The following is a 14621-nucleotide window of genomic DNA, read 5'->3' on the forward strand; positions in this document are numbered from 1 at the left end:
TCGTTAGATTGTTTAGTTATTTTTATATCCTTTTGTTTTTAGTAGCGGGGTGCCTATCGTTGTTGGAGGCGCCATGGGCTGAGATCGGCGGGTCCTGCAGCACCCGTTTGTGCAGCTTTCGACATTTTTTTCACATTCGCTTGCTAGGATCCGCAACGATTCCGAGGAGCCCCTTCATGCCGCACATCCTGCGCAAGCGCAGCGCCCGCATCGCCTTGACTGCCACCTCCGGGCTGCTCGCGGCCACCTTGGGCTTCTTCGCGTGGCAGAGTTTCTACCCGGTCCAGGCCGCTACCGGCTGGGATATTGAGGTGTTGCATCGCGACGTAACCAAAGCCGCCTCGTTGTTACCGCAGGCGGATGGCAGCCTGCTGGTCAGCCGTGAACTGGATGACGGGCGGGGCAGCATCCTCAAGATCACGGCTACCGGCGAGCGCGTCGTGCTGGTCGATAACCTGTCCAAGCCCGACGGTATGGTCGCGGCGCAGGGCGGCTGGGTGTTCAGCCAGGAAGGTGGCCTGGCACCTGTCAGCCTGTCCCGCGATGGCCAGGTCACCCGGCTGTTCGACGGCGAGAGCGTGCAAGGCCTCTGGAACGAAGGCAACTATCTTTATGCCATCGAAGACCGCAAGGGCAATGGTCGCCTGATGCGCTATGACTGGAGCAGCGGGCAGCTGGAGGTACTCCGGTCCGGCCTGACCGAAACCGAAGGCCTGACCCGCTGCAGCGATGGCCGCTTGCTGTACACCGAAAAGGCCAATGGCAGGGTCCGCTCCCTGTCCGACGATGGCAGCGACCCGGTGGTGGTCGATGGTCTGCGTAACCCTACATTCTTGTATTGTGATCAACGTGGCCTATGGATCAGCGAGGACAACACACACCGTGCGCGCCTGCTGCGCATCGATGCCGATGGCAGCCAGCAAACGGTGCTGACTTTCCTCAAGGCTCCGCAGGCGATCATCGCCGATGGTATCGGGGGTTATCTGCTCGCTGAAGGTGGGCGTAACCGCGTGCTGCGCCTGACTCCCGCGCCGGCGCCCGCGACTGCCCAGCGTAACTGACTGTGCGCCTGGCTGATGATCAGTGCCCGCAGGCTGACCGCGCTGCTTGAGCCCAAGGCATCATGGCTACCCGACCAACAGCGTGCTTCCCTGCATGGCCGCGCTAACGGATAATCCCGGCATTCCAATAAACAGCCTGTGAGTGGGTATGAGTGATTCCGTAGTCGGCCTCGGCCAGCCTGAAACCGAAGGGGTGCGCAAAACGCGCAAGAACAACCCTGAGAAAACACGCGAGGACATCCTCCAGGCCGCCATCAACGAGTTCGTTCAGCAAGGGCTGGCCGGCGCCCGCGTCGACGCCATCGCCGAACGCACCGCCACTTCCAAGCGCATGATCTACTACTACTTCGGCAGCAAGGAGCAGCTGTATTGCGAGTGCCTGGTGAAGTTGTACGGGGATATCCGCAAGACCGAACAGAGCCTGGACCTGGAGTCGTTACCGGCTGAGCAGGCGATCCGCCGGCTGGTGGAGTTCACCTTCGATCACCATGACCGCAACGTCGATTTCGTGCGCATCATCTGCACCGAAAACATCCACTATGGCGAGTACGTCAAGCAGTCGCCGGCCATTCGCGAAATGAGCAGCCTGGTGCTGGAGGCCCTGGGCAACACCCTGCGCCGTGGCGTTCAGGAAGGCGTGTTCCGCGCCGGCATCGAGGTCATCGACCTGCACATGCTGATGAGCTCGTTCTGCTTCTACCGGGTGTCGAACCGCCATACCTTTGGCGAGATCTTCCAGATCGACCTGTCTGATGAGCAAATAAAGCTGCGCCACAAAGCCATGATCTGTGATGCGGTGTTGCGGTATATCCAGCTCGAGCCTCGTACCTGAGATTGCTCGAGCGCCTGGGCTGGCTCAAAGGGCCTCGGTCACTCGCCCAGCCGTTGCTCGCGCGACGGCGGGTAGCCGAAATACGCCGCATAGCACTTGCTGAAGTGCGACACCGAGACAAACCCGCAGGCCACTGCCACTTCCATTACCGACAGGTCGGAATACTGCAGCAGCCGGCGGCTCTTGGTGATGCGCAGCTCCATGTAATAGCGCCGGGGCGACGTGCCCAGCTGGGCCTGGAACAGGCGGTCGATCTGCCGCCGCGAGCGCCCGCTGTAGGCGGCCAGCTGGTCGAGGCTGAGGGTTTCCTCGAGGTTGTTCTCCATCAGCTCGACAATGGTGCGCAGGTGCAGGCTCATGGACTTCTTCGCCCCAGGACCCACCTGGCGGTAGCGCGCACCGGAGAATGACAGGATTTCCTCGACGCCTTCGGCCAGGCCATCACCATACAGCCGGCGTACCAGGCCCAGCATCAGCTCCATGGCGCCATTGGGGCTGGCGGCGCTGAGGCGGTCACGGTCGAGGGTAAAGCTGGCCGGGGTGATGCGGGTTTGCGGGCTGCGCTCCGACAGGCTGGCACGTTGCTCGGGGTGGATGCTGCAACCGTAGTCGTCCAGCACCCCGGCACGGCCAAGGAACCAGGCGCCGTTCCACAAGCCGCCCAAGGCCATGCCGTGGGCAGCGCAATCGTTCAGCAGGCGATCGAGTTCCGGGTACTTGAGTGGTGTGCGCAAGCCGCCGCAGACCACCAACAGGTCCAGCTCCTTCAGCGCCGCAGCGGACAGCTCGGTGGCTACCAGTTCCAGTCCCAGGTCGCTGAGCACCCGGTCGCCGTCCAGCGACAGCGGGGTGAACTGGAAGCTGTCGGCACGTAGCAGGTTGGCCGTGACCAGTACGTCCATGGCCACCGTGAAACTGGCCATTGAGAAGTGTTCGAGCAGGATGAAATCGACCCGATAGGGCGCCTGGGCATTGGCGCCGCTTGTTTTGAGCCGTAGCATGTTGCTGGTGCTGGTCTTTTGGCTGAACTGGCGTGGCGTGGGCACTCTGAACTCCGCTTCCTGGCTGGCCCGCAGAGTGTGGACGGTGCCCGGAGGAAAGACAATCTCCCCGGTGGCTGTGTCGTATTACAGGTCGTGTTCAGGCAAACCAGCCTGTCCTGGTGCTTTCCCGCTATGCTGACGTTCCGCCATTGAGGATGCCCCTGATGAGATATGCCGTTGTAGTGTTGCTCAGCCTGTTGCCGTTGCTGGCCAACGCCCTGGAGCAGGGCGACAAGCTTGCCCCGTTCACACTGCTCGACCAGTACGACCAGGCCTACAGCCTTGGTACCGACACGCAGATTTTGCTGGTGGCGCGCGATATGGACGGTGCCAAGCTGGTCAAGGCGGCGCTGGCCGAGCAGCCCAAGGGCTACCTGGAAGCACGCGCCGCTGTATTCGTGGCCGACATTCAGCGCATGCCTGCGCTGATCAGCAAACTGTTCGCTGTCCCGGCCATGCGCGATTACAGCTACCGGGTGCTGCTCGACCGTGATGGGCGAGTGGCCAGCCGTTACCCCGGGCAGGAGGGCCAGGTGCAGTGGTTGCAACTGCAGCAGGGCGTGCTGGTCAGCCAGCGGGCGTTCACCGATGCAGCGGCGTTGAAGGCTGCACTGGAGAATGCACCACGGCAATGAGGCCCTATCGCCGCGCCTGCAAAGAGGGCGCGGTGAGTCAAATCAATCTGAACCCTCAGCGTTTGCAGCAACCCAACCCAATACATGCCATTGGGAGAGCGCTCATGGAAATCGGTACGATCTGGATCATCATCGCAGCCTTGGTCATCCTGCTGGAGATCTGGGCCATCTGGCACATCATCGGCAGTGAACGGCGCGCCGAGCGCAAGATGCTGTGGATCGTTTTCGTGGTCTACGCACCCTTCCCCGGTTTGCTGTTCTGGGCCTGGCGCGGGCCGCGGGCGGTGAAGGGCAGGGCGGTGTTGCAGGAAAAGTGACGGTTTGCGGCCTCGGGCGCGGGGGCGCCTGAGGCCGTCGAGGGTCATTTGGGCAGGATGTCGAAACGCATGGCAGGACCCAGCCCGTCCACCATCAGGCAGCCGTAGAACTTCACGGTAGACAGTACGCGCAGTTCCTTGAGCGCGTCATGGATGTAATCACGGACCAGCTTTTCAGCTTCCCGCTTGCGCTCCGCGAGGGTGGTGCCATTGAGCGTGATCATGCCAAGCAGCGTGGTTTCAATGTGCTCGACGGTGTCCAGGCCGAGCTTTTCCCGCAGGTACAGACGTGCCTGTGCCGCATCGGTTTCATCGTACGCAGGGTTGTGCGGTTTGATGGTATAGGCCAGCTGAAAATCAAATTTGCTCATTGGTTTTCCTTCTTGGTTAAAGGCCTCCATGCCGGGCTTTGCAATCTAAGGCCTGACAGCCGCTGCGCAAACACACGCTTGGTTCCAACATGACGATGCCTTGTACGAAATGTCCTACTTCAGGCTTGACCTCGAGTTAACTTAAGGTCCGATACTCCGACGCTCTTCCAACCGAGCGAGGGCTTGTCGTGACCCCATCAAACGCATTCCAGCTAAGCAACCCCGAAGGCCTCTACGACCCCAGTGGCAACGCCTACTCCCATGTCGCCGAAGTGCGCGCTGACAGCCGTCTGCTGTTCATCGCCGGTCAGGGTGGGGAGGATAGCCAGGGCCAGTTGTCACCCGTGTTCGCCGAACAGGCCCGGCAGGCGCTGGCCAACCTGGAACGGGCCCTGGCGTCGAAAGGTGCCAGCCTGGGCCAGGTGTTCAAGCTGACCCTGCTGATTGTCGAGCACTCCGAAGCGCGCCTGCACCAATGGGTGACAGAGGCCGACAGGGCCTGGGGGGCGCACATGAAACCGACCTGCACGCTGATACCGGTGCCCCGGCTGGCGCTGGACGGCATGCTGGTGGAGATCGAAGCAGTAGCCGCCGTCTTGCTCAAATCCTGAAAAGCCGGCGCGGTCGCCCGTAGGCGCGGGTTTACCCGCGAACACCGGCGTAGCCGGTGCCATCCTCCACGGTGGATTCTTCCTTGTATATCGGTGCCGGTCCTGACTAAATGCCGCTATAACAACAATCCCACTCAGAGGTGGCCACACCATGAGTTCAGGCACGACCACGCTTACCGACCGCAAGCCCAGCGCCTGGCTTTGGCCTGCCCTTTTCAGTCTGGTGGCGTTTGCCGCCAACTCGGTGTTCTGCCGGCTGGCGCTGAAGGACGGGGCGATCGACCCGGTGTCCTTCACCATGGTCCGCCTGGCCAGTGGCGCGCTGTTTCTGCTGTTGCTGATTCGCCTGCGCAGCCCGGTGCACACCATGGGCGGCAGTTGGTGGGGCGGCTTGGCCCTGTTCCTGTACGCGTTCCTGTTTTCTGCGGCGTACCTGCAACTGGGGGCAGGGGTGGGGGCGTTGTTGCTGTTCGGTGCCGTGCAGATCACTATGTTCGGCTTCGCGTGGTACAGGGGCGAACACATCACGGTACGCATGCTGCTGGGCATGCTGATCGCCTTTGCCGGCCTGCTGGTGCTGCTGTTGCCTGGCGTCTCGGCGCCGCCGTTGGCCAGTGCCTTGCTGATGGCCCTGTCCGGTGTGGCCTGGGGGGTATATACGCTACTGGGCAAAGGCTCGCCCAGGCCGCTGGCCGACACTGCCGGCAATTTTGCCCGCAGCTTGCCGTGCCTGGTGCTGCTGCTACCGATGCTGTTGCTGGGTGCCGGCCCGCACCTCACGCCACTTGGCTTGTTGTATGCCTTGGGTTCCGGTGTGCTGGCTTCTGGCGCAGGCTATGCCGTTTGGTATGGCGTGGTCAGGCAGATCAGTGCGCAACAGGCGGCGACCCTGCAGCTCAGCGTGCCGGTGATTGCCGCACTGGGCGGGGTTGCCCTGATCGGCGAGTCGGTGTCGTTGCGTTTGTTGATCGCCTGTGTGGTGGTGTTGGGCGGTATTGCCCTGGCGCTGGCGCCGCGCCGTTAAAAAAAGCTGCGCTGGGCCTTGAGCGTGACCACGCTGTCGCAATAGGTATTGATGCCCGAATAGGCATCGCAGCTCGCGCCACTCAGGCTGGAGTTGCTGTAGATCAGGTTCAGGTCGATGCCCAGCCAGGGCCGCGACAGCTCCAGCGACCAATCGGAAAAGGTATTCACCTGGCTGCCATCGCCAATGGTGAACGGCGTGCCCAGGCGGTGGTGGGCGAGCTTGACGGTGAAGTCAACGTCGAACATCGGCAGATGGCCGAAGTCGGCGAACAGCGTGCCCGTGCGGTTGTCGGGGTTGTCGCGCAGCGCCCCGCCGAAGCGGCTGCCCAGCACCGAAATCCCCCCATACAGGGCGTAGCTGTCGGGGCCTGCGATATTGGGCTGACTGTAATGGATCAGCCCTACCTCGTAGCCCAGGCTGCTGTCGAAATGGTGCTTGTAGCCCAGGTAGCTGTCCAGGCGCAGGGTCGAGTCAGGGGTGACGCCCATGCTTGGGGCGTACTGGCCCAGGTACCAGCCATTGGGGTGGCTGAGGTCGAGCCCGCCATGGAATGCGCCAACGGCGCTGGGTGAGATAAGCCCTTGCGCCATGCTGCGTGAGGGGGTGGTGCCGAGTGTGAAGTCGAAATCGCCCAGTTGGCGTTTCATCTGCTGGGCTTGCGACGCGGGGCTTAAAAGCAGCGCAGCACTCAGCAACAGAAGGGGCCTGATCATGGTCTCCGTCCTGGAAGGCTTGCGGTTGAGCGGTAGAGGATACCTGCGCAAGTGGAGGGAGGGAACCGCCGGTTAGCCCGTTCAGCCTTTGGTAGAACGTTCAGCGTCGGCGGCCTCGGTCACGACAGGCAGGTTACCGGCACGCAGGATCACCCGCCGTTGCTGCTCGTAATTGTCCAGTGACAGGCCGCGGCGCTGTAAGGCTTCCAGTTGCAACTGGCGGGTTTCCTCGGCGGTGTACGGGCGCAGTTCAGGGTGGCTGGCACAGCCGCTGATCACGGCGATGGCAAAAACGGCAAGGGTGGCGGACAGCTGGCGGGCCAAGGTATTCATCGGTTAGCTCCAGGGCAGTCTAGGCGGCAGCGTGGGGATGGCGCTAGGTTATGCGGCCACAGCGTTCGGTAGAAATTGCCCTGCTCGATAGTGACTATCGACGATTCCGGCGCAGCGCACCTATAGACTCAAACGCATCAACCATCTCGCCTTTGAAGCGCGAAAAGTTTGCGCCCCCTCGTCTGGTCAAAAGCACTGCCATTGCTACCCTTAACCCACGCGGTCTGACCTCATGGGGATAAGCGATGCGCATGCCATTGTTTGCTGTCCTGTCGGCACTGCTTTGCCTGAGCGCTGCCCCGGGCCTGGTGCAGGCCGCAGACGTGCCCGCGCCGGATCCGGCGCCTTCCGCTGCCACGCCCGTAGCCAAGGACCCGGTGTTCTCCCAGGAACAACTGGACCAGATGCTGGCCCCCATTGCCTTGTACCCTGATCAGTTGCTGGCTCAGGTGCTGATGGCGTCAACCTACCCGGGGCAGGTCAATGAAGCCGTGACCTGGTCCAAGGCCAACCCCAAGGCCACCGGTGACGATGCAGTCAGACAAGTGGCCAAGCAGCCCTGGGACCCTAGCGTACAGGCACTGGTGGCCTTCCCGCAGGTGCTGGCAACGCTTGGCCAGGACCCGGTGTGGGTGCAGCGCCTGGGCGATGCTTTTCTCGCCCAGCCCGATGATGTCATGGGCAGCGTGCAGCGTTTGCGCCACCAGGCGCAGGCCGCCGGCAATCTGCAGAGCAGCCAGTACCAGCACGTCACCGTGCAGACCGCACCTGCACCGGCGCCAGCCGCAAGCGGCAGTAGCACCCAAGGGGCAGCGGCCAGTAGCCCGCCCACCACCATCGTCATCGCGCCGGCCGACCCGCAAGTGGTGTATGTGCCCAGCTATAACCCGACCACCACCTATGGTACGTGGGCCTACCCGGCCTCGCCGCCGGTGTATTACCCGCCGCCGCCCATGTACTACCCCGGTTCCGCGCTGGTGGCCGGCCTGGCCTTCGGTACCGGCGTGGCGATCGTCGCCTCGTTGTGGGGCGATTGCGACTGGGACAACAATGACATCGACATTGACGTCAACCGCTACAACAACCTCAACGTCAACAACCGCATCACCAACAACCAGAACAAATGGCAGCACAATGCCGCCAACCGCGACGGGGTGCCATACCGCGATTCTCGCAGCCGTCAGCAGTACGGCCGCCAGCTGGACGGTGCCACTCAGCGCACCGCGTTCCGCGGCGACGACGCCCAACGGGCCCAGGCCCGAGACAAAGCCCGGGCATCGATGGACCGAGCAGGTATCGAACGGCCGGCTACCAGTAACCGTCAGGCCCGCGAGCAAATGCGCGAGGCCAAGGCAGGCAATCCTGAGGGCAACCGCATGCCGTCCCGTGATGATGGCGCGCGGGCGACTGACCGTCGGCAGGAAACCCGCAATGACCAAGGCCGCCAGCAGAACGGCAACCTGGCCAATCAACGCCGGCAGGGCGACGGCCAGGTGCGGCAGCCGGCGCAGAGCCGTCCTGCCAATACGGCAGGCCGTGCCCGCAACAATGCCTTCGACGGTGTGCGCTCGCCGTCGCGCACCAGCGTGCAGGCCAACCGCGGCCGTACCAGCCAGTCGTTCGCTCAGCGGCCCGGTGCGTCTCGTGCCGCCGGGCACCCGATCTCCCGGCCCAGTGCGCCCGCGCGTCGCGGCGCAGGAGGCCGTCGATGAAGCGCCCAACACTGGCTGCATTGCTGCTGACGGCAGGTTTGGCCTGGTCGTTCATGGCCGCCGCCCAGCAAGCCTTCCCAACGCCGGAGAAGGCCGTGGAAGCCTTTGTCGCGGCGCTGGGCCAGGAAAAACCTGATGAAGCCCGCCTGGCCCAGTTGCTGGGCGATGACTGGCGCACCTATATACCGCGCGGTGGTGTGCAACGCAGCGATGTGGATACCTTTCTCGAGCAGTATCGCGCACAGCACAGCATCGACATGTCAGGCGAGGGCAAGGCCATCCTGGCGGTGGGCACCGGTCATTGGACCTTGCCCATACCGCTGACCAGAACCCGCCAGGGCTGGCGTTTCGACCTCAAGGCGGGCAGTGCCGAAATTCGCGCCCGTCGCATCGGGCGCAACGAGCTGGGTGTTCTGCAGTCGCTGTTGGCCTATCACGATGCGCAAATGGACTACGCCACCCAGGACCACAACGGAGATGGTGCGCTGGAGTACGCACAGAAGATTTTCAGCGAGCCGGGCAAGCATGACGGGCTGTATTGGGATGACGATGGCGACGGTGACGTCAGCCCGTTGGGCCCGCTGTTCGGCCAGGATGTGGTCGGTGACGCCTGGTATGGCTACCACTTCCGCATCCTGGATGCACAGGGCCCATCCGCCCCGGGCGGTGCCTACAGCTACCTGATCGGCAACCAGATGAGCCGTGGCTTCGCCATGGTCGCCTGGCCGGCCAAGTACGACGACACCGGGGTGATGAGCTTCATGATCAGCCATGACGGCCAAGTGTTCGAGAAAGACCTCGGGCCGCATGGCGACAGGCTGGCGAAGGAGATGAAACGCTTCGACCCGGACGACAGCTGGAAAGTGGTGGATGTGGTGGAGGGGGATTGAGCCCGCCAAGCCAACGCGACCGTGCCCCTGTGGAAGCGGGCCATTTTCCGTTGTTGTGATCAGTGCGCACGCGTAGCCCGCACCTCGCTCGCCGTGCACCCATACTGCTGGCGGAACGCCCGGGTGAACTGCGCCTGATCGGCAAAGCCCCAGCGAAATGCCAGTTCGCCGATCGCCAGGTGGCAATGCGGGTCAAGCAGTTGCCGGTGCACGGCCTCCAGGCGTTGACGGCGTACCCACTCGCCAAGGGTGTAGGGCGTGATCGCGAACAACTTGTGCAGATAACGCAGCGACAGCCCGCAGGCGTTGGCGATGGTTTGTGGCGACAGCTCGGGGTCACCCAGGTTTTGCTGCACGTACTGCTCGACCCGCGTCAGGTGCAGGGTGCTGAGGTTGCTGCCTTCGCTGCCCAGCACGCGCTCATCCTGTTGCAAGGCCAGCAGCAGGGTGGCGGAGGCCTGTTCCAGCAGTAGATGCCGGGCTGCCGGGGGGCTGGTGTCGAAATGGCGGGCACACAGGTCGAGTTGCTCGACGAAGATGCGCCCCAGGCCCTGACGGGCGTCGAAGCAATGCCGGGTATAGCGCTTGTGCCCCAGCAGGTTGGCTTTGAGCGCACGCTCGGGCAGCTTGAGCACCCACAAGTCGTTCTGCGTGCCGTAGTGGAAGCGGTAGGGTGCATCGCCGCGCTCGACGATGAAACCGCCCGGGCTGCAACTGATCGGGTGGCCGTCCTGTTCGAAGTGCACCTCGCTGCCATGCGGCACGGTCACCAGGTAGAACGCTTCATGGTCCTGGCCGATATGCGCGTTGCTGCGCGAGTAACCCAGCTGGCTGGACCGCAGGCGCGACAGGCTGAGCGGCGTGCTCGGCGTACTCCAGCGCTGCAGGTGGCCATCGAATGGCTGTCCGGCAGCAAATTCAAGGCTCAATGGGAAATAGGTGTCACTGATGGCTTCGGCCCAGCGTGCCTGGCGTTCAGGCTGTGGCCAGCCGTGGGTCGAGAGTTCTGTGGGCATGGTGGGTCCTTTTTCAAAGAGGGCAGCATTGAAAAAAGGAACTGCAGGCAAGCTACTCAAGCAGCTCTTGTTATTGTAAAAACCGCCCGGCAGCGCAAAACTGCCGGGCGGTTGTCAGGCCCATGATCGGCGCGCGCCGACCGCAAGATCAACCCCCGCGTGTCACTCGGTAGGTGGCCGAAGGCTCCAGGCGAGCCTGCCAGCCGGGTGGCAGGACAATGTTGGTGGTGTCTTCCTCGATCACACAGGGGCCATGCACGGTCTGCCCTGGCAACAGGTGGTTACCGTTGAACACCGGTGTGGGCTGCCATTCACCGTCGGCACTGAACAGCATCGGGCGGACGGATTGCGCGGTGGGGGCGGGGGGCTCGGCCGGTCCCTGCAGCTCGGGTTGCGGCGGGCGTGGCAGGTGGCCGATCACCGAGCACTCCAGGTTCACCAGCTCCACCGGGCTGTCGGGTTCGCTGTACGAGTACAGGGTCTGGTGGCGGCTGTGGAAGCGGCTGACCAGCGCGGCCAGCCCTGCCTCGTCCAGGCTGTGCTGCTGCAGGTCCACACTGCACTCATGAATTTGCCCCAGGTAGCGCATCTCCAGGGTGTAGTGACAGCTGCTGGCCTGGTCGCCAAAACCGTCTTCGCGCAGGTTGGCCAGGCCTTGCTCACGCAGTTCGGTGAGGGTCTGGTTGAGTTGCGCCAGGTCGACGTGCCCGGCGTCCAGGCGCATCGACAGGCTGGTGAGCTGGTCGTAGCGCACGTCGGACAGGATCTGGCCGAACGCACACAAGCCCGAGGCCACTTTGGGGATCAGCACGGTGTGCATGCCGATTTCTTCGGCCAGGCGCACCACGTGCATGCCCGCCGCACCGCCTGCGCCGATCAGGGCGAAGTCACGCGGGTCGTGACCGCGCTCGATCGATACGCGGCGGATGCCGTTGACCATGTTCAGGTTGACCAGGGTGGTGATGCCGAATGCCGCGCGTTCCACACTGATGCCCAACGGTTCGGCGATCGTGCTCCGGATGGCGTCCAGCGCGGCCTGGCGGTTCAGGCGGATACTGCCGCCCAGCAGTGCGCCGTCGGGCAGGTAGCCAAGTGCCAGGTTGGCGTCGGTGACCGTGGGTTCGCGGCCACCCTTGCCGTAGCACACCGGCCCAGGCATGGCGCCGGCGCTGCGCGGTCCGACCTGGAGCATGCCAAACTCGTCCAGGTGGGCGATGGAGCCACCGCCGGCACCCAGGGTCTCCGCCTGGATCATCGGCACGCCGATGCGCTGGCGCAGGAAGTCCACGTCCTTGCTGAAGTTGGTGCGTCCGGCGTTGGTCAGGGTGATGTCGAACGAGGTGCCGCCCATGTCCACGGTAATGACGTTGTCGATACCGAACGGCTTGGCTACTGCCAGCCCGGCTTGTGGCGCTGAGGCCGGACCAGAGTTGATCGCGTTGACGGCGCGCTCACGCATCAGGTGCCCGGGCGCCAACCCGCCGTTGGACTGGAAGTAGCGTACCGGCTGCTGTGCGCCAAGTGCCTGGAACAGGCTGTCGATGCGCGCCACGTAACGTGCCATTACCGGGCTGAGGTAGGCATTGACCACGGTGGTGGAGGTGCGGGTGTATTCGCGAATCTGCGGGAACACCTCGCAGCCGGTGCAGACGAACACCTCGGGCAGGGCAGCCCGTACCAGTTCGGCGGCCCGTTGTTCGTGGCTGGGGTTGCGCACCGACCATAGGAAGGAAATGGCCACGGCCTGCACGCCTTCTGCACGGAAGTAGTCGATGGCGGCATGGATGGCGGCTTCGTCCAGCGGGCTGTGCTCACGGCCATCGCCAAGGATTCGGCCACCGATCGGCCGGCGCAGGTGGCGTGGGGCAAGCATGTGTGCCGGCGGGTAGTGTGCGTCGTAGCGGTGGCCCTCTTCCTTGTGGCCCAGGCGGATTTCCAGGCTGTCCTCGTGCCCCTCGGTGCACAGCAGGCCCACCTTGACCCCGGTGCGCTCGATCAGCGCGTTGAGGGCCACGGTGGTGCCGTTGATGCACAGGTCACAGTTGGCGATCAGTTCGGCCGGACTGCGCCCGGTGGCGTCGGCGATCTGTGCCAGGCCGGCGCGAATGGCCAAGGTGCCGTCCTGCGGCGTGGAGGGGGCCTTGAACAGCTGCACGCCGCCGTCGCGATCGGCCAGGATGAAATCGGTGAAAGTGCCGCCGGCGTCTACGCCCAGGCGATATTGGTTACGCATGCGTGTTCTCCGGTTAGCGCGGGGCGCGGGCAAGGCGGGTGGCTGTTTCGTCCAGTTGGCCATCGGCATCGAGGACCACGCCATATTCCAGGGCTGAGCCTTGTGGCGAGACCAGGCCGTTGCGCACGTCCTCCAGTACTGCTGCGACCCGACGGCGCAGTGGGTCGCCGTAGCCACCACCCCCTGGGTTGATGTTGATGATGCGTTCGCCGGGCTGCAGGGTGAGCATGGGGTTCTGCGTGTAGTGGTCTTCGCGGCGATCGGCATGGCGATGGATCAGCCGGCCCAGTTTGGGCTCGAGCAGGGCATTGCGAGCCCCGGCGGCACCAGCGGTGGGCAACTGGCGGCCCTCGCCGAAGCCGACCACGGTCATGGCGTGGTCCAGGGGCTCGATCTCCAGGCGGGTGCCCGAACCACCGCGCAACTCACCGGCGCCACCACTGTCGGCCATCAGGCTGTAGCGGTGGATCAGCACCGGATAAGCGTGTTCGAGCAGCTCGATGTCACCGCTCATCAGCGCCCCGAAGCAGCACAGCGGGCCGCAGGCGTGCCAGCCATCCATCACCTTGTTGGCACCGGCACCGGAAATGATCGAGGCCAGCACCATCGTCACGTACTCGCTATTGCCGTTGCGCGGGTCGCGGCCGGCAATGTTGATGCCGCTGGTATGCCCCCAGGAGGCCGTTACCCGCTGTGGCGAGGCCTGTTCCAGTGCCGTGCGCACGGCATCGGCGAGGGTTTCCATCGGCGTGGTGGTGCAATTGACGTGAGGCGCGGGTTCCTCGGCATTGCACAGCGTACCCCTGGGGCCGACATCGACCGTTACGCAGCGATACAGGCCTTCGTTGTAAGGCGGCGCCACCTGGGCGAACATCATCAGCCCCAGGTAAACCCCGGATACCGAGTTGCCCTCATAGGAATTGATGAAGTACGGCACCTGCGGCGGGCTTTCGATGCGCACATGGGCCTGGTCGCCACGGATCTGCACATGGGCGGTGATGGCCAGTTCACCCAGGCCGTGGCCGGCATCTTCGAGCACGGCGGTGCCGCTGTAGTCACCATCCGGCACATCGCGCAACAGCGCCCGCATGTGTCGGTCGGCCATGTTCTTCAGTTCGGCGATGCAGGCACGCACCTGTGCCACGCCGTACTTGTCCAGCAGCTCCAGCAGGTGCCGCTCGCCGACCTTGCAGGCACCATACTGGGCATTGAGGTCGCCTTCCTGATAAGGGCGGGCGCGCATGTTGGTGAGCATGAAGTTGATCACGTCCTCACGACGCTTGCCCTTTTCCCACAGCTTGACCGGTGGAATGCGCAGGCCCTCGGCATAGATCTCCTTGGCATCGGGGTTGTAGCCCGCCGGCACCGGGCCGCCGATGTCGGTCAGGTGGCCCTTGCAAACGGTCCAGAACACCAGCTCGCCCTGGTAATACACCGGTTTGTACATGCAGCAGTCGAGAATATGGCTGCCCTTGTAGGCGGGGTCGTTGTGGTAGATCACGTCGCCTTCGGCGATGTCGTCGCCGAAGAACTCGGCCACGCATTTCATGGCCGGTATCAGCGAGCCCAGGTGGATGGGAATGTCCTGGCCCTGCAGGATCATTTCCGGCAAGTGGTCGAACAGCGAGTTGGAATAGTCGTGTGCCAGGTTGAACACACTGGAGCGCCCGGTCTTTTCCAGGGTCAGGGTCATTTCGCGTTGCGCTGTCTCCAGCGCACCCCGGACAACCGCAAGGGTGATCGGATCTACTGTCTGCATAGGTCACCAACGTTTGTTCTTGTGCTTTTTGGGTGCGTGCCGCAGCGGGGCGGCGCGTGGTGACAGGC

15 protein-coding genes are annotated in these 14621 nt (G+C 63.7%); 8 read left to right on the forward strand and 7 right to left on the reverse strand.

Annotated elements, in window-relative coordinates:
• Nucleotides 1-176 precede the first annotated feature (176 nt).
• Nucleotides 177-1061: a hypothetical protein gene (locus I8746_RS08180; protein WP_014753381.1), complete on the forward strand. Its 885-nt coding sequence runs from the start codon at nucleotides 177-179 to the stop codon at nucleotides 1059-1061.
• A gap of 148 nt (nucleotides 1062-1209) precedes the next feature.
• On the forward strand, nucleotides 1210-1893 hold the full coding sequence (locus I8746_RS08185; protein ID WP_004577026.1) for a TetR/AcrR family transcriptional regulator: 684 nt from the start codon (nucleotides 1210-1212) through the stop codon (nucleotides 1891-1893).
• A 38-nt stretch (nucleotides 1894-1931) separates the two neighbouring features.
• Here the strand turns inward: I8746_RS08185 and I8746_RS08190 are convergent, their stop codons facing one another.
• Nucleotides 1932-2939: a GlxA family transcriptional regulator gene (locus I8746_RS08190; RefSeq protein WP_010954384.1), complete on the reverse strand. Its 1008-nt coding sequence runs from the start codon at nucleotides 2937-2939 to the stop codon at nucleotides 1932-1934.
• A gap of 161 nt (nucleotides 2940-3100) precedes the next feature.
• Here I8746_RS08190 and I8746_RS08195 point away from each other — a divergent pair, with 161 nt between their 5' ends.
• A complete protein-coding gene (locus I8746_RS08195; RefSeq protein WP_017148297.1) occupies nucleotides 3101-3571 on the forward strand; it encodes a hypothetical protein in 471 nt (156 codons plus the stop codon).
• 104 nt (nucleotides 3572-3675) lie between these two features.
• Nucleotides 3676-3888: a PLDc N-terminal domain-containing protein gene (locus I8746_RS08200; RefSeq protein WP_003247877.1), complete on the forward strand. Its 213-nt coding sequence runs from the start codon at nucleotides 3676-3678 to the stop codon at nucleotides 3886-3888.
• 44 nt (nucleotides 3889-3932) lie between these two features.
• On the opposite strand, the gene I8746_RS08205 is transcribed toward I8746_RS08200, so the two are convergent.
• Nucleotides 3933-4259, reverse strand: a complete 327-nt coding sequence (locus tag I8746_RS08205) for a hypothetical protein (RefSeq protein ID WP_017148298.1) — start codon at nucleotides 4257-4259, stop codon at nucleotides 3933-3935.
• Between the two features lie 188 nt (nucleotides 4260-4447).
• Here I8746_RS08205 and I8746_RS08210 point away from each other — a divergent pair, with 188 nt between their 5' ends.
• Both I8746_RS08210 and I8746_RS08215 read left to right on the forward strand, forming a co-directional pair.
• Complete coding sequence (locus I8746_RS08210; protein ID WP_221100441.1) at nucleotides 4448-4870, forward strand: RidA family protein; 423 nt, start codon at nucleotides 4448-4450, stop codon at nucleotides 4868-4870.
• Between the two features lie 151 nt (nucleotides 4871-5021).
• Nucleotides 5022-5894, forward strand: coding sequence for a DMT family transporter (locus I8746_RS08215; protein ID WP_088512701.1), 873 nt, complete (start codon nucleotides 5022-5024; stop codon nucleotides 5892-5894).
• Here the strand turns inward: I8746_RS08215 and I8746_RS08220 are convergent.
• Together I8746_RS08220 and I8746_RS08225 are read right to left on the reverse strand one after the other, a co-directional pair.
• Nucleotides 5891-6610 (reverse strand): TorF family putative porin, encoded by a 720-nt coding sequence (locus I8746_RS08220; protein ID WP_003247889.1) that lies wholly within the window; start codon nucleotides 6608-6610, stop codon nucleotides 5891-5893. The two genes, I8746_RS08215 and I8746_RS08220, sit on opposite strands and share 4 nt — an antisense overlap.
• An 81-nt stretch (nucleotides 6611-6691) precedes the next feature.
• Nucleotides 6692-6943 (reverse strand): hypothetical protein, encoded by a 252-nt coding sequence (locus I8746_RS08225; protein WP_014753375.1) that lies wholly within the window; start codon nucleotides 6941-6943, stop codon nucleotides 6692-6694.
• 245 nt (nucleotides 6944-7188) lie between these two features.
• Between I8746_RS08225 and I8746_RS08230 the strand changes: the two genes are divergently transcribed.
• Complete coding sequence (locus I8746_RS08230; RefSeq protein ID WP_014753373.1) at nucleotides 7189-8655, forward strand: DUF3300 domain-containing protein; 1467 nt, start codon at nucleotides 7189-7191, stop codon at nucleotides 8653-8655.
• Nucleotides 8652-9545 carry a DUF2950 domain-containing protein gene (locus tag I8746_RS08235; RefSeq protein WP_088512699.1) on the forward strand — a complete coding sequence of 298 codons (894 nt, stop codon included), beginning with the start codon at nucleotides 8652-8654 and terminating at the stop codon, nucleotides 9543-9545. Before I8746_RS08230 ends, I8746_RS08235 begins: the two co-directional genes overlap by 4 nt.
• Before the next feature lie 59 nt (nucleotides 9546-9604).
• Here I8746_RS08235 and I8746_RS08240 read toward each other — a convergent pair whose 3' ends face one another.
• From I8746_RS08240 to I8746_RS08250, 3 genes are all read right to left on the reverse strand, one after another.
• The gene (locus I8746_RS08240; protein ID WP_012052130.1) at nucleotides 9605-10561 is read right to left on the reverse strand and encodes a helix-turn-helix domain-containing protein; all 957 of its coding nucleotides are present in this window, start codon (nucleotides 10559-10561) and stop codon (nucleotides 9605-9607) included.
• A gap of 148 nt (nucleotides 10562-10709) precedes the next feature.
• On the reverse strand, nucleotides 10710-12794 hold the full coding sequence (locus I8746_RS08245; protein ID WP_221100442.1) for a hydantoinase/oxoprolinase family protein: 2085 nt from the start codon (nucleotides 12792-12794) through the stop codon (nucleotides 10710-10712).
• Nucleotides 12795-12807: 13 nt separating this feature from the next.
• Nucleotides 12808-14553, reverse strand: coding sequence for a hydantoinase B/oxoprolinase family protein (locus I8746_RS08250; protein ID WP_221100443.1), 1746 nt, complete (start codon nucleotides 14551-14553; stop codon nucleotides 12808-12810).
• Between the last annotated feature and the right edge of the window lie 68 nt (nucleotides 14554-14621).

This window comes from Pseudomonas sp. USTB-Z, from assembly GCF_019691255.1.
Classification (GTDB): Bacteria; Pseudomonadota; Gammaproteobacteria; order Pseudomonadales; family Pseudomonadaceae; genus Aquipseudomonas; species Aquipseudomonas alloputida.

Bases quoted from the DNA above. Each gene is read 5' to 3' on its own strand.
- I8746_RS08180 (WP_014753381.1), top strand. From the start codon at position 177: ATGCCGCACATCCTGCGCAAGCGCAGCGCCCGCATCGCCTTGACTGCC.
- I8746_RS08185 (WP_004577026.1), top strand. From the start codon at position 1,210: ATGAGTGATTCCGTAGTCGGCCTCGGCCAGCCTGAAACCGAAGGGGTG.
- I8746_RS08195 (WP_017148297.1), top strand. From the start codon at position 3,101: ATGAGATATGCCGTTGTAGTGTTGCTCAGCCTGTTGCCGTTGCTGGCC.
- I8746_RS08200 (WP_003247877.1), top strand. From the start codon at position 3,676: ATGGAAATCGGTACGATCTGGATCATCATCGCAGCCTTGGTCATCCTG.
- I8746_RS08205 (WP_017148298.1), bottom strand. From the start codon at position 4,259: ATGAGCAAATTTGATTTTCAGCTGGCCTATACCATCAAACCGCACAAC.
- I8746_RS08215 (WP_088512701.1), top strand. From the start codon at position 5,022: ATGAGTTCAGGCACGACCACGCTTACCGACCGCAAGCCCAGCGCCTGG.
- I8746_RS08220 (WP_003247889.1), bottom strand. From the start codon at position 6,610: ATGATCAGGCCCCTTCTGTTGCTGAGTGCTGCGCTGCTTTTAAGCCCC.
- I8746_RS08225 (WP_014753375.1), bottom strand. From the start codon at position 6,943: ATGAATACCTTGGCCCGCCAGCTGTCCGCCACCCTTGCCGTTTTTGCC.
- I8746_RS08230 (WP_014753373.1), top strand. From the start codon at position 7,189: ATGCGCATGCCATTGTTTGCTGTCCTGTCGGCACTGCTTTGCCTGAGC.
- I8746_RS08235 (WP_088512699.1), top strand. From the start codon at position 8,652: ATGAAGCGCCCAACACTGGCTGCATTGCTGCTGACGGCAGGTTTGGCC.
- I8746_RS08240 (WP_012052130.1), bottom strand. From the start codon at position 10,561: ATGCCCACAGAACTCTCGACCCACGGCTGGCCACAGCCTGAACGCCAG.
- I8746_RS08245 (WP_221100442.1), bottom strand. From the start codon at position 12,794: ATGCGTAACCAATATCGCCTGGGCGTAGACGCCGGCGGCACTTTCACC.
- I8746_RS08250 (WP_221100443.1), bottom strand. From the start codon at position 14,553: ATGCAGACAGTAGATCCGATCACCCTTGCGGTTGTCCGGGGTGCGCTG.